The sequence below is a fragment of the Nocardioides xinjiangensis genome, from assembly GCF_017916385.1.
GTDB classification, from domain to species: Bacteria; Actinomycetota; Actinomycetes; order Propionibacteriales; family Nocardioidaceae; genus Nocardioides; species Nocardioides xinjiangensis.
On record NZ_JAFMSW010000001.1, the window covers coordinates 2989163 to 3002567 of the forward strand.

Below are 13405 nucleotides of genomic sequence, written 5' to 3' on the forward strand. Positions count from 1 at the left end.
GGGGGCTCAGAAGCCGATCGAGGGCTCGGGTGCGACCAGCGTGCGCATCGCCCGCGCGAGCTCGCCGTACGCGCCGGGCCGGTGCTCGCGCACCAGGCCCGCGCGGAGCCGCGCCCCGATCGAGTGACCGAGGAAGCCGGCGCCCAGGACGTCGATGGCGAGCGTGAGGTCGGCGGGGGAGTCGGTGCGGCCGGCGTTCCCGGCGCCGCCGGAGCAGCGCAGGCGCCAACGCCCGGCGTTCCACGGCGCGTGGCGGTCCTCCACCTCGACGACGACGTCGCAGTCCCCCTCGTAGGAGCGCAGTGCCCACGCCGCGGGGAGGTCGACCAGGCGCACCCACGTGCTGTCCCACGTCTGGAGGTCGCCGGTGCCACGCGGCCCCCCGAGCCAGCCGAGCAGCGGGTCGTCGAGCCCGACGTTCTCCAGCCTGGTCGTGCCCATCAGGTCGAGGTCGACGACCCGTCGGGCGAGCGCCAGCCGCGCCGCGGGGCCGCCGCAGAAGATGCCGGCGGTGGCGGTGCCGGACGGCCGCGCGTTCGTCCACCGGTGCTCGCGGCGCAGCCCGACGTAGCCGACGTCCGTCCCGTCGCGGCGGGCGAACACCACGCGGCGGCGCTCCTTGCCGCGCAGCTGCTCCGGCGACTCGTACGTCATCAGCGTGAAGAAGTCGGCCGACCCGACGACCGCACCGGGGAAGTCCGGCGCGGCGGCGAGCTGGCAGGCCCGCATGCGCTCGGCGACCCCGGGGTCGGACATGGTCTGCAGGGTGGTCGTGATCGCGGCTGCCTCGTGCTCGAGGTGCGGCGCCGTGAAGGTCGTCCCGCGACCGACGTCGACCTGGTGGGTGAGCACGGCGAGCCCGTAGCCGAACCGGCCGTAGATGGCGGCCTCGCTGGCGTGGAGCGCGGAGACGGCCGTCCCCGCCTCGCGCGTCCGCGCGAGGTGGTCGGTCATCATCGCCGAGAGCACGCCCCGCCGGCGGCAGTCGGGGTGCACGCCGACCCAGGTGAGGCCGGCGATCGGCGCCAGGACGCCGCCGGGCAGCGACATTTGCATCGGCCGGACCCCGTAGATGCCGCTGTGCGTGTCGCGCGGGCCGCCGGGGAGGTCGACGACGAACCGCTGGTCCTCGGGGATGCCGAGGCGCAGGTGGTCGGCGTCGGAGGGGGAGACCTCGCCGAACCAGACGAGCTGGTCGGTGGCGAGGTAGCGGTCGGCGTCCTGCGAGGGACGTACGTCGATGCTCACGCCGCCAGCCAATCGTCCGGCCCCGGGACCCGCAAGCGGATAACGCGCGCCACTCGCTAGGGTCGGAGGATGTTCGCCGTTTACGCCGAGTCCTTCTCGTCCGACGACCCGCTGAGCGGCCTGGTGGTGGGGGAGCGGCCGGCCCCGGAGGCGCCGGACGGCTGGGCCACCGTGACCGTGAGGGCGGCGAGCCTGAACCACCACGACCTGTGGTCGCTGCGCGGGGTCGGCCTGCGCCAGGAGTCGCTGCCGATGATCCTCGGCTGCGACGCCGCCGGGCTCGACGAGGACGGCAACGAGGTCGTCGTCCACGGCGTCATCGGCGACCCGGCATGGACGGGCGCAGAGGCCGACGACCCCGGCCGCTCGCTGCTGTCCGAGCGGCACCAGGGCACCTTCGCCGACCAGGTCGTCGTACCCCGCCGCAACCTGGTGCCCAAGCCCGCCTCGCTCTCCTTCGAGGAGGCCGCCTGCCTCCCGACCGCGTGGCTGACGGCCTACCGCATGCTGTTCGTGCAGGGCGACTGCAAGCCCGGAGAGACCGTGCTGGTCCAGGGCGCCGGCGGCGGCGTCGCGACCGCGCTGATCATCCTCGGCCGCGCTGCGGGCCTGCGCATCCTCGCCACCAGTCGCGACGAGCAGAAGCGCCGACGCGCGCTGGAGCTGGGCGCTCACGAGGTGTTCGAGTCCGGCACGCGCCTGCCGGTCAGGGTCGACGCCGTCATGGAGACCGTCGGCAGGGCCACGTGGAGCCACTCGGTCCGCTCGCTGCGCCCGGGCGGCCGCATCGTCGTCAGCGGCACGACCTCGGGCCCCGACGTCGCGGACGCCGGGCTCACCCGCATCTTCTTCACCCAGCTGTCGGTGATCGGCTCGACGATGGGCACCCGCGGGGAGCTCGACCGCCTCGTCAGGTTCCTCGACGCCACCGGGACCCGCCCGCTGGTCGACCGCGCGCTCCCGATGGACCAGGCGCGCGACGGCTTCGCGGCGATGGCCCAGGGCGACGTCTTCGGCAAGATCGTGTTCACCCGGTGAGCGCGCGGCGTCACGTCCTCACCGGTGCCGGCTCCGGCATCGGCCTCGCGCTGGCGCACCGGCTCGCGGACCGCGGCGACGAGCTGGTCCTCCTCGCCCGCAGCGACGCCCGCGCGCGCGAGCTCGCCGCGTCGTTCCCGCAGGCACAGCTGCTGGTCGCCGACCTCGCCGACCCGGGCACGCTGAACGGCATCGGGCGCCAGGTCGACGGTGCGGTCGACACGCTGCTCCACGTGGCCGGTGTGGTGGACCTCGGACCCGTCGAGCGCCTTCGCCTGGCGGCCTGGGAGGAGCAGGTGACGGTCAACCTCACCGCCCCGGCGGTGCTCACGCGCGAGCTCCTGCCGCACGTGCGTCGCAGCCGCGGCAGCATCGTCTTCGTCAACTCCTCGGCGGGGCTCACCGCGAGCGCCGGCTGGTCGGCGTACGCCGCCTCGAAGTTCGGCCTGCGTGCCCTGGCCGACGCGCTGCGCGCCGAGGAGGTCGACAACGGGGTGCGAGTCAGCACCGTGTACCCGAGCAGGACCGCCACGCCCATGCAGGAGAAGGTGCACGAGCAGGAGGGTCGGACGTACGACTCCTCGCGCTGGATCAGCGCCGACACGGTCGTCGACACCATCCTCCACGTCGTCGACCTGCCGGCGGACGCGACGATCCCGGACGTGACGGTCCGTCCGGTGGTGCCCCGCGCCACCTAGGACGCTCCGCCGACCTCCAGGGCGAAGTCCGTCAGGCGCACGGACAGCCACGGCCGGTGCCCCGCGAGCCAGCCGAGCGGCCCGTCTCCGGCGAAGTGCCACCGGCCCCGGCACGGGAGCGCGCGGGCGGAGCCCGAGAGCCGTGCGCTGCGCGGACCGTCGAGCCCCGGCTCGCCGACGAGCCCCGGCTGCCACACGGTGCCGCGGAACGGGAGCCGCGGCGCGAACCGGGAGGCGTCCTCGAACCGTGCCTGCAGCACGGGCGCGCCCTGGTGCGTGACCCGCCAGGCGGCCCGGTCGACGAGGCGCGAGCGCCGCACCCGCGCGTCGAACGCGGCGAGCTCCTTCGGGATCGCCCACAGCTCCCGGCCGCCCAGCATCGAGGCAGCCGAGTCGACCCAGATCTGGTCGACCGTCACGCCGCGCACCGGACGCGCCACCGGACGGGAGACCAGCAGCTCGTCGTAGGTCAGCACCCCCGGCGCCTCGTAGCGCACCAGCGCCACCGCGCACACGCCGGGCGGGCGCCCCGGCGCACCGCCTCGACCGACCCCGAACAGCGACAGCCAGAGCTGGCCGTGCAGCCGCCACGGGGCCGGGGGGTACATCAGTCCTCGGGGTCGTCGAGCCGCGCCAGCCAGGTGGCCAGGCGCTCGATGGGCACCTCGAATTCCGGGTGGGAGTCGACGAACGCCTGGAGCTGCTCGGCGAGCCACGCCAGGGTGACCTCCTCGTCACCTCGGCGCTTCTCGAGCTCCTCGATGCCTCGATCGGTGAAGTACACCCGCGGACCTCAGTAGTCGGTGCTGTGACCGCGCGGAGCCTCGAAGGCCGCGTCGAGCAGCGTCTTCTGCTCCTCCACGTGGCGCTTCACCGTGCCGACCGACGGCGACGCCGACGCGGGGCGGGTGATCGGCTCGACCGTGAGGTCGAGGTGCGGCCAGACGTTGAGCTGGTAGTGCGGCCACGGGCCCATGTTGCGCGGCTCGTCCTGCACCCAGCGGATCGCCTTGAGGTGCGGGTACCTGGCGATCTCGGCCCTGATCTCCTCGACCGGGTTCGGGTACAGCCGCTCGATGCGGCCGATCGCGAACGTGTCGCCGTTGTCGCGCTTGCCCCGCTCGACCATGAGGTCCCACGTGACCCGGCCCGAGCACATGATGAGGGTCTCGACCTTGTCCGGGTCGGCGCTCGCGTCGCCGATGAACGGCCGGAAGGTGGTGTCCCCGACGAAGTCGGCCGGCTGCGAGGCCGCCTCCTTGCGCTTGAGCATCGACTTCGGTGTGAAGACGATGAGCGGACGGTGCTCCTCGCCGAGCGCGTGGCGACGCAGCAGGTGGAAGTACGACGCGGGCGTCGACGGCTGCGCGACGACCATGGCGTCCTCGGCGCTCATCGTCAGGAAGCGCTCGATCCGCGCCGACGAGTGGTCGGGGCCCTGTCCCTCGTAGCCGTGGGGGAGCAGCAGCACCACCCCGGACTGCTGGCGCCACTTGGTCTCACCGGCGGAGATGAACTCGTCGATGACGATCTGCGCGCCGTTGACGAAGTCGCCGAACTGCGCCTCCCACAGCACCAGCGCCTCGGGCCGCGCGACGGAGTAGCCGTACTCGAACCCGAGGGCGGCGTACTCCGAGAGCAGCGAGTCGTAGGCGTGGAACTTGGCCTGGTCCTCGGTGAGGTTGGTCAGCGGCGTCCACTCGTCGGCGTTGGTGCGGTCGATGATGGTGGCGAAGCGCTGCACGAACGTGCCGCGGCGCGAGTCCTGGCCGGCCAGCCGCACCGGGCGCCCGTCCATGAGGAGCGAGCCGAAGGCGAGGATCTCGCCGGTGCCCCAGTCGATGGGGCCCTCGGTGATCGCCGCCGCCCGGCGCTGCAGCTGCGGCATCACCTTCGGGTGGACCGTGAAGCCCTCCGGCGGCGTGACGTAGCTGTCAGCGATGCGCTTGAGGACCTCCGGGCTGACCGCGGTCGAGAAGTCGCCCGCCGGCTTGTCCGGGTAGTCCGGCACGGTGGTCCACTCGGTGAGCGCCTCCGAGCTGGCCTCGCGCACCTCGGTGAAGACCCGCTCCAGCTGCTGCTGGTAGTCCTTGAGGACCTGCTCGGCCTCCTCGATCGTGATGTCGCCGCGACCGATGAGGGACTCGGTGTAGAGCTTGCGGACCGAGCGCTTCTGCTCGATGAGGTCGTACATCAGCGGCTGGGTGTACGACGGGTCGTCGCCCTCGTTGTGCCCGCGGCGGCGGTAGCACACGAGGTCGATGACGACGTCCTTGTTGAAGGCCTGGCGGTAGTCGAACGCCAGCCGGGCCACCCGGATGCAGGCCTCGGGGTCGTCGCCGTTGACGTGGAAGATCGGCGCCTGCACCATCCGCGCCACGTCGGTGGCGTAGAGGGAGGAGCGCGACGAGCCGGGAGCGGTGGTGAAGCCGACCTGGTTGTTGATGACCAGGTGCACCGTGCCGCCCGTGCGGTAGCCGCGCAGCTGCGAGAGGTTGAGCGTCTCGGCCACCACGCCCTGCCCGGCGAACGCGGCGTCGCCGTGCACCAGCAGGGGCAGCACCGGGAACTTCTCGCCCTGGTCGAGGATGTCCTGCTTGGCGCGCGCGATGCCCTCCAGGACCGGGTTGACCGCCTCGAGGTGGGAGGGGTTGGCCGCCACGGACACCTTGATCCTGTCGCCGGACCCGGCGACGAACTCGCCCTCGGCGCCGAGGTGGTACTTCACGTCTCCGGAGCCCTGGACCGTGCGCGGGTCGATGTTGCCCTCGAACTCGCGGAAGATCTGGCTGTACTTCTTGCCGACGATGTTGGCCAGCACGTTGAGGCGGCCGCGGTGCGCCATGCCGATGGCGACCTCGTCGAGGCCGGTCTCGGCGGCCGCCTCGCAGATCTCGTCGATGAGCGGGATCGTCGTCTCGCCACCCTCGAGGCTGAAGCGCTTCTGGCCGACGAACTTGGTCTGCAGGAACGTCTCGAACGCCTCGGCCTGGTTGAGCTTGAGCAGGATGCGCAGCTGCTCCTCGCGGGGCGGCTTCACGTGCGGCTGCTCCACGCGCTCCTGGATCCACTTGCGCTGCTCGGGGTCCATGATGTGCATGTACTCGATGCCGGTCGTGCGGCAGTAGGAGTCGCGCAGGATGCCCAGGATGTTGCGCAGCTTCATGAAGCGCCGGCCCTCGCCGCCGAAGGACCCGGTCGCGAACTCGCGGTCGAGGTCCCACAGGGTGAGGCCGTGCGACTCCACCTCCAGGTCGGGGTGGCTGCGCTGGCGGTACTCCAGCGGGTCGGTGTCGGCCATGAGGTGACCGCGGACCCGGTAGGCGTGGATGAGCTCGAGGATGCGGGCCTGCTTGACGATGTCGTCGTCGTGGTTGGCCACCACGTCGCGTGCCCAGCGGATCGGCTCGTAGGGGATGCGCAGCGAGCGGAAGATCTCGTCGTAGAAGTCGTCCTCGCCGAGCAGCAGGCCGTGCACGCGCTTGAGGAACTCGCCCGACTGCGCGCCCTGGATGACGCGGTGGTCGTAGGTCGAGGTGAGCGTCATCGCCTTGCTGATGGCGTTGCGGTTGATCGCCTCCTCGGAGGCGCCCTGCCACTCCGGCGGGTACTCCATGGCGCCGACGCCGATGATCGCGCCCTGGCCGGCCATCAGGCGCGGCACCGAGTGCACCGTGCCGATGCCGCCGGGGTTGGTCAGCGAGATCGTGGTGCCCTGGAAGTCGGCGACGGTCAGCTTGCCGTCGCGCGCCTTGCGCACCATCTCCTCGTACGCGGTCCAGAAGGCAGCGAAGTCCATGGCCTCGGCGCCCTTGATGCTGGGTACGAGCAGCTGCCGGGTCCCGTCGGACTTCTGCATGTCGATCGCGAGGCCGAGGTTGATGTGGGCCGGCGTGATCAGGTTGGGCTTGCCGTCGACCACCTCGTAGCCGACGTTCATCTCCGGCATCGCGCGCAGCGCCTTCACGAGGGCGTAGCCGATGATGTGGGTGAAGGAGACCTTGCCGCCGCGGGCGCGGGCGAGGTGGTTGTTGATGACGGTGCGGTTGTCCCACAGGAGCTTGACGGGGACCGAGCGGACCGACGTGGCGGTGGGGACGCTGAGGGAGGCGTCCATGTTGGCGGCCGTGCGGGCGGGCGCGCCGCGCAGCACCGTGTACGTGGGCTCGTCGCCCGCGTCGGTCGGGGCGGCCGGCTTGGGGTCCTTGGCGACCGGGCTGCTCGTGCCCTTGGCGGGCTCCTCGGCGGCGGCGGCCGGACGCGGCGTGGACCTGGGCGCGGGGGACTCGGTCCTCGGCGCCTCCTGCTGGGCCGCCGACGAGCTCTGGGTCGACGTGCGGGGCGTCGGGGACGCAGCCTTCTGGGGCGCCTTCTGGGGCGCCTTCTCGGCCGCCTGGGTGGGGGCCTTGGCAGGGGCCTTCGCGGGCGCCGAGGCCGGGGCGGCAGCCGCGGCAGGCTTCGCAGGCTGGGCCTGGGCCGCCGGCGCGGCGGAGGCCGCCGAGCTGCCGTTGCCGAAGTACGCCGCCCACTCCGGACCCACGCTGGCGGGATCCTTGTCGTACTGCTCCTTCATCTCCTCCACGAGCCACTCGTTGGCTCCGAGGTCGGATGACGGTGCAACCGAGGACTGGTTGCCGGACTGCCCGTTCGGGGACTGCGCCACGCTTGTTTCGCCTCTTCCAGGATTCTTCGCGCGAGGAAATGACCAAGTCGCCGACAAGGCTAGTCGCACACGCACGCAAATGCAGGGGCGGGCCTTTCGTTTGATGCATGGTGTGGGCCACAGCCCCGACACCACTGCCTGGAGAGCTCATGCCACGCCCCTCATCGGGCCGCACCCGGGGTGCCCGTCGCCTCGCGGGAGTCGTCCTCGTCGCCCTGCTCCCGCTGTCCGCGGGCTGCCGGTCCACCGGCGATCCGTCGGCCGCGCCGGAGCGTCCCGGCGGCGACGCGCAGGTGGAGCTGGCCTCGCACCCGGTGCCGACGAGGACCGGGATCCACCGCGTGCACGGACGGCTCCCGGTCGCGCGGCGCAAGGCAGTGCGCCGGCAGGTCGGCGAGGTCGTCGACCGCTGGTGGGAGGCCGCCTACCTCGGAGGCACCTATCCGCGCAGCAGCTTCCCGTCGGCGTTCCCGGGCTTCACCGGGGCTGCCGAGGAGCGCGCGCGCAGCGACAAGGCGCTGCTCACGAACCAGACCACCGGCCGGCGGATCGAGTCGGTCACGCCCCGGCGGCGCGCCGTCACCCTCGACATCCTCGCCACCCGCGGGCAGGCCCGGGCCGTGACGGCCCACTTCGTCCTGCGGTTCGACACCACCGGACCGAGGACCGCGACCACGACCGTCCGCGGCCGGCTGTTCCTCACGCGCAGGAGCGGGACGTGGCGCATCTTCGGCTACGACGTCGCGAGGGGAGCCCGCCGATGACCACCCGCCGGACCGACCTCGTGGGGCACCTGCGGCGTGCGCGCCGCACCACCCGGACCGCCGTGCTGGCCGCCGTGCTCGCCGCCACCGGCCTCGCGATCCCGCCCTCCGCCGTGCAGCCGACCGACGTGAGCCTGGTCAAGATCCGCCACGCGCAGGGTGTCGCGACCGGTGGGGACGACGTCGTGTGGATCCTCGCGGTCGGCTCCGACGCCCGGCCGGGACAGGAGATGACCCGCGCGCGCGGCGACGCGCTGCAGATGGTCGGCATCAACACCCGCACCGGCTCGGCCACCGCGATCGGGGTGCCCCGCGACTCGTGGGTCGTCATCCCGGGGCACGGTCGGGAGAAGATCAACTCCGCCCTCTACGTCGCCGGCCCGCGCGGCATGGCCGGAGCGATGAGCGACCTGGTGGGGATCGAGCCCGACTACGTCGTCGTGACCCGGTTCCCGTTCTTCGAGGACATGGTCGACGACATCGGGGGCATCACCGTGAGCAACCCGCGCCGGTTCTCCGACCCGTACCTGAAGAAGGAAGGGTTCGCGAAGGGCCGGATCCACCTCGACGGCTACAACGCGATGGCGTTCTCCCGGATCCGCAAGGGCCTCGCGGGTGGCGACTTCGACCGCTCGGCCAACCAGCAGCGCACGCTGCGCGGCATCCATGCGCGCATCCGCAGCCAGGCGGACGAGCCCGGCTTCATCGAGCGCGGCGTGATGACGGTGCTGGCGCACACCGACACCAACGCCTCGCCCGCCGAGCTCTTCGAGATCGCGCAGGCCGTCGCGCAGGTGGACCCGCGCAGGATCACCACCTGCGTGATCGGTGGTCGGATCGGCTTCGTGGGCGCGGCGAGCGTGGTGTTCCCCGACGTGGCGCAGGCGCGGCGCCTGGGGCGCGAGGCCCGCCAGGACGCCGCCCTGCGTCACTGCTGAGCGGGGTCGCGCAGCGACCCCGCCCGGTGCTCAGTGGGGGTAGATCCGGCCCGCCGTGCGGGCGAGGTCGATCACGACCGCCTCGGAGTAGAGCTTGATCCGCAGCGCGATGACCTGCGACCCGCGCAACCCCGTGTCGACGAGCTGCCGCTGGATCTCGCCGGCGCCGTTGGGCAGCTCGACGACGCCGCCGGGGGCGGGCACCTCGAGCGGCTGACCGCCGACGGTGATCGACCCGATGGCCGTCGAGACCTTGGAGCCCACCCGCTTGCCGGTCTTCTGGCGCATCGCGGCCCGCGAGCTGACGTCGGTGATGACGAGCTGCGCGGTCGGGATCGAGACCGACCTGATGGCGGTGCGGGACCAGCCCTTCGCCACCTTCTTGGCGCGGTACTGGTCGCCGTCGACCTGGTAGGTGATGCCGTCGAGCAGGACGGGCACCGGGACCAGCTGGCTGGCGTGGGGGACCTGGTAGGTCTGCGTGCGTCCGCGCGAGCCCTGGCACGGCAGCGCCTTGTGCTGCACGTTGCCGAACTTCAGCGCCCCCCGGAGCGCCTGGTAGTCCATGGCCGTGCCGCCCGAGCGGAAGACGCCGACCGGGGCGGGACCGCCCATGCGCACCCGCGCCGTGCCCAGCTCGACGAGCTGGCGACGACCGCCGGCGGTGACCTCGATGCGCAGCGCGGAGGCCTGCGACTGGGCGTTGTGGCTGTTGGCCCGGCCGGTCTTGTAGCCCAGCGCGATCGACCCGAGACCGGGGATGACGATCGGCTTGGTGACGTCGCTGAGGACCTGGAAGACCTGCTGGGCGGCCTGCTGCGTGCCGGTGAAGACGGTGTCGGTCACCTGCTCGAGCGGCGCGAGGAGCTGCTGCAGCTCGGGCGGCAGCTGCTGCACGACCGTGTTCTCCAGCAGCTCGAGGGAGATGCTGGCGAAGGTGAAGCTCTCGGCGTGGCCGTAGCCCCGCGGGGTGTTGAACGCGTGAGCGGTGGTCTGGAGGCCCTTGATGACCAGCCGCGGCGTCGTCAGGGGACCGACGGTCCCGCCGATCGAGATGTCGCCGATCGTGTTGGTGCCGCGGACGCCGTGCGTGCTGCCGTCGACGTAGGTCTCGGTGCGGCTCGTGCTCGCCGAGACGTGGATCAGCGGGTTGTCCGGGACCGACACCGCGCTCCGCTGCTCGGTGACCTTGCCCACGGAGCGCGTGCACAGCTGCTGTGCGTGCGCGTCCTTGAGGTTGAGCGACTCGACGCTGTCGGTCACCAGCTTCACGCCGTAGACGTCGCCGCGATAGCCGAAGTCGGTCAGCGCCGACCGCGCCACGCGGGCGTCGGTGCCGGTGCCGGCTCCGTCGGCCAGCGCCGGCGCGACTCCGGTGGCCAGCGCGAGCGAGGCGCTCACGCCGATGGCGACGGCTGCCGCCAACGGTCGCCGGATCAGGTTCTGCATGTTCCCTCCCAGGGTCCGGGGGAGTCGACACGTGGGCCGTCCCCAGTGACCGGCCAGTAACTCCCTCAGGCCGTCAACGAGGCCGGTACGGATTGGTGACGGCCGTCACCCGGGAGTCGGGCCCGGAAACGACGAACGGACCCACCTCGAGGTGGGTCCGTCGGTCTGCGCGCGGCTGCGACGGCAGCGGGCGCCTCCGGCAGGATTCGAACCTGCGGCACCTGGTACCGGAAACCAGTGCTCTATCCCCTGAGCTACGGAGGCCTGCACCTCTCCCGGAGGAGCTCCGGGGTGGGTGCGCGGTGAAGACTACCGGTCGTGCGACGCGGTCGTGAAACCGCCTAGCGGAGGGCGAGGGAGCCGGAGGTCACGGCGGGGAAGGGCAGGCCCTCGTGCTCGGCGACGCGGGCGTCGAGCGCGGCGGCGACGTCCTCGGGCCACGGCGCCGTACGCCGGGTCTCCAGGTCGATGTGCAAGAAGATCTCCTCCACCACGCAGGCGACCTTCCGGTGGGTCTCGTCGAGCAGGTAGACCAGCACGTGCGCGGCGCGCTCGGAGCGGCCGAGCAGGCGCACCCGGGCGGACATCTGGTCGCCGGTGCGCAGCTCGCTGAGATAGGTGACGTGGTGCTCGGCGGTGAAGCACGCCTGGCCGTGCGTCAGCGGCCACATCTGGGGGATCCCGACCTCGACGAGGGACTCGTCGAGGCCCTCGCTGGCGATGCCGATGTAGTGGCGGACGTTGAGGTGGCCGTTGATGTCCTCGAAGGGCATCGGCACGGGCTGCTCGACGTAGGCGGGGAGGCCGCTCAGCTGGTCGTAGGTCGGGTGCGTCGTCACAGCGCAGAACCCTAGGGCAGGACCCGGGCGCCGACCGGGGGGCCACGGCGTGAAACCGGTTCGGTCCAAGCCGGGGGCCGCCGATAGGCTTGTCCGGTGAATCCCTCGCAGCTCTCCGAGACCATCGTCGACGCGCTGGAGGCCCTCGTGGCCGACGGTGCGATCACGCTGCCCGACGGCGTGCCGACCCAGGTCACGGTGGAGCGACCCCGGCAGAAGGGGCACGGCGACTACGCCACCAACGTCGCCCTGCAGCTGGCCAAGAAGGCCGGCACCAACCCTCGGGCCTTCGCCGACCTCGTCGCCGGCCGGCTGCGCGCCTCCGCGGGCATCGGCGACGTCGAGGTGGCGGGTCCCGGCTTCCTCAACGTCACGGTCGAGGCCGGCGCCCAGGGGCAGGTCGCGGCCGACGTCGTCGCCGCGGGGCAGACGTACGGGTCCTCCGACGCGTTCGCGGGCGAGAAGATCAACCTCGAGTTCGTCTCGGCCAACCCCACGGGCCCCCTGCACATCGGCGCGGTCCGCTGGGCCGCCGTGGGCGACGCGCTGGGCCGGGTCTTCGCCTTCTCCGGCGCCGAGGTGACCCGGGAGTACTACTTCAACGACCACGGTGCCCAGCTCGACCGGTTCAGCTCCTCCCTGCTGGCCTGGGCCAAGGGACGGCCCGTGCCCGAGGACGGCTACGGGGGGGCCTACATCGAGGAGATCGCCAAGGACGTCGTGGCGAAGCGGCCCGAGGTCCTCGAGCTGCCTGAGGACGAGGCGCAGGAGATCTTCCGCGCCGAGGGCGTCGAGCTGATGTTCGCCGAGATCAAGCAGTCGCTCCACGACTTCGGAGTGGACTTCGACGTCTACTTCCACGAGAACAACCTGCACGAGTCCGGCGCCGTCGAGCGCGCCATCGCGCGGCTCACGGAGATGGGCAACACCTACGAGGCCGACGGCGCGCTGTGGCTGAGGACCGAGAAGTACGGCGACGACAAGGACCGCGTCATCGTGCGCTCCAACGGCTCGCCCGCCTACATCTCCGGGGACCTCGCCTACTACCTGGACAAGAAGGAGCGGGGGTTCGACCGCTGCTTCATCATGCTCGGCGCCGACCACCACGGCTACGTCGGTCGGATGAACGCCATGTGTGCCGCCTTCGGCGACGAGCCGGGCAAGGACCTGGAGATCCTCATCGGTCAGATGGTCAACCTGCTGCGCGACGGCAAGCCGCTGCGCATGTCCAAGCGCGCCGGCACCACCGTGACGATCAACGACCTGGTGGACGCCATCGGCGTCGACGCGGCGCGGTACGCCCTCGCGCGCTACACCAACGACACCAACATCGACCTCGACCTCGACCTGTGGGCCCGGGCCCACAACGACAACCCGGTCTACTACGTCCAGTACGCGCACGCGCGGACCTGCCGGATGATCGAGAACGCCGCCGACCTCGGGATGTCCCTTCCCGGCGACTCGTTCGACCCGACGCTCCTGGCGCACGAGCTCGACGGCCAGCTGCTCCGGGCGCTGGCGGAGTTCCCCAGGGTGGTGAGCGCGGCCGCCGAGCTGCGTGCCCCCCACCGGGTGGCGCGCTACCTCGAGGACACCGCCTCGGTGTTCAACAAGTGGTACGACACCAAGGAGTGCCGCATGCTGCCGATGGGCGACGAGCCCGTCACGCCGACCAACGAGGCACGACTCGTCCTGGTCCACGCGACCCGCACCGTCGTCGCCAACGGGCTGCGGCTGCTCGGCGTCTCCGCCCCCGAGAGGATGTGAT

General features: G+C 72.0%; 11 protein-coding genes and 1 tRNA gene. 5 read left to right on the plus strand and 7 right to left on the minus strand.

The genetic code is table 11. From position 1 onward, the window contains the following. Positions 1 to 6: 6 nt before the first annotated feature. Positions 7 to 1248: a GNAT family N-acetyltransferase gene (locus tag J3P32_RS14125; RefSeq protein ID WP_210440419.1), complete on the minus strand. Its 1242-nt coding sequence runs from the start codon at positions 1246 to 1248 to the stop codon at positions 7 to 9. A gap of 69 nt (positions 1249 to 1317) precedes the next feature. Between J3P32_RS14125 and J3P32_RS14130 the strand changes: the two genes are divergently transcribed. Both J3P32_RS14130 and J3P32_RS14135 read left to right on the plus strand, forming a co-directional pair. Further along, on the plus strand, positions 1318 to 2286 hold the full coding sequence (locus tag J3P32_RS14130) for a zinc-binding dehydrogenase (protein ID WP_210440420.1): 969 nt from the start codon (positions 1318 to 1320) through the stop codon (positions 2284 to 2286). Next, positions 2283 to 2984 (plus strand): SDR family oxidoreductase, encoded by a 702-nt coding sequence (locus tag J3P32_RS14135; RefSeq protein ID WP_210440421.1) that lies wholly within the window; start codon positions 2283 to 2285, stop codon positions 2982 to 2984. The genes J3P32_RS14130 and J3P32_RS14135 overlap by 4 nt, the downstream gene beginning before the upstream one ends. Here J3P32_RS14135 and J3P32_RS14140 read toward each other — a convergent pair. From J3P32_RS14140 to J3P32_RS14150, 3 genes are read right to left on the minus strand one after another with little or no spacing between them, the layout of a single operon-like run. Next, positions 2981 to 3592: an acetoacetate decarboxylase family protein gene (locus tag J3P32_RS14140; protein WP_210440422.1), complete on the minus strand. Its 612-nt coding sequence runs from the start codon at positions 3590 to 3592 to the stop codon at positions 2981 to 2983. The genes J3P32_RS14135 and J3P32_RS14140 overlap by 4 nt on opposite strands. Next, entirely contained in the window at positions 3592 to 3768 is a 177-nt protein-coding gene (locus tag J3P32_RS14145; protein WP_210440423.1) for a DUF6104 family protein, read from the minus strand. The genes J3P32_RS14140 and J3P32_RS14145 overlap by 1 nt, the downstream gene beginning before the upstream one ends. Positions 3769 to 3777: 9 nt before the next feature. Continuing rightward, a complete protein-coding gene (locus J3P32_RS14150) occupies positions 3778 to 7557 on the minus strand; it encodes a multifunctional oxoglutarate decarboxylase/oxoglutarate dehydrogenase thiamine pyrophosphate-binding subunit/dihydrolipoyllysine-residue succinyltransferase subunit (protein WP_374222533.1) in 3780 nt (1259 codons plus the stop codon). Between the two features lie 239 nt (positions 7558 to 7796). Between J3P32_RS14150 and J3P32_RS14155 the strand changes: the two genes are divergently transcribed. Then, positions 7797 to 8411 (plus strand): hypothetical protein, encoded by a 615-nt coding sequence (locus J3P32_RS14155; RefSeq protein WP_210440425.1) that lies wholly within the window; start codon positions 7797 to 7799, stop codon positions 8409 to 8411. After that, on the plus strand, positions 8408 to 9349 hold the full coding sequence (locus tag J3P32_RS14160; protein WP_210440426.1) for an LCP family protein: 942 nt from the start codon (positions 8408 to 8410) through the stop codon (positions 9347 to 9349). Before J3P32_RS14155 ends, J3P32_RS14160 begins: the two co-directional genes overlap by 4 nt. 30 nt (positions 9350 to 9379) lie before the next feature. Here the strand turns inward: J3P32_RS14160 and J3P32_RS14165 are convergent, their stop codons facing one another. The 3 genes from J3P32_RS14165 to J3P32_RS14175 form a co-directional block, all read right to left on the minus strand. After that, positions 9380 to 10798 carry a choice-of-anchor P family protein gene (locus J3P32_RS14165; protein WP_210440427.1) on the minus strand — a complete coding sequence of 473 codons (1419 nt, stop codon included), beginning with the start codon at positions 10796 to 10798 and terminating at the stop codon, positions 9380 to 9382. A gap of 191 nt (positions 10799 to 10989) precedes the next feature. Next, a tRNA-Arg gene (locus J3P32_RS14170) sits at positions 10990 to 11062 on the minus strand. 77 nt (positions 11063 to 11139) lie between these two features. Further along, positions 11140 to 11637: a thioesterase family protein gene (locus J3P32_RS14175; RefSeq protein ID WP_210440428.1), complete on the minus strand. Its 498-nt coding sequence runs from the start codon at positions 11635 to 11637 to the stop codon at positions 11140 to 11142. Between the two features lie 96 nt (positions 11638 to 11733). Here J3P32_RS14175 and argS point away from each other — a divergent pair, with 96 nt between their 5' ends. Next, positions 11734 to 13404 (plus strand): arginine--tRNA ligase, encoded by a 1671-nt coding sequence (gene argS / locus J3P32_RS14180; protein WP_210440429.1) that lies wholly within the window; start codon positions 11734 to 11736, stop codon positions 13402 to 13404. Position 13405: the final 1 nt, after the last annotated feature.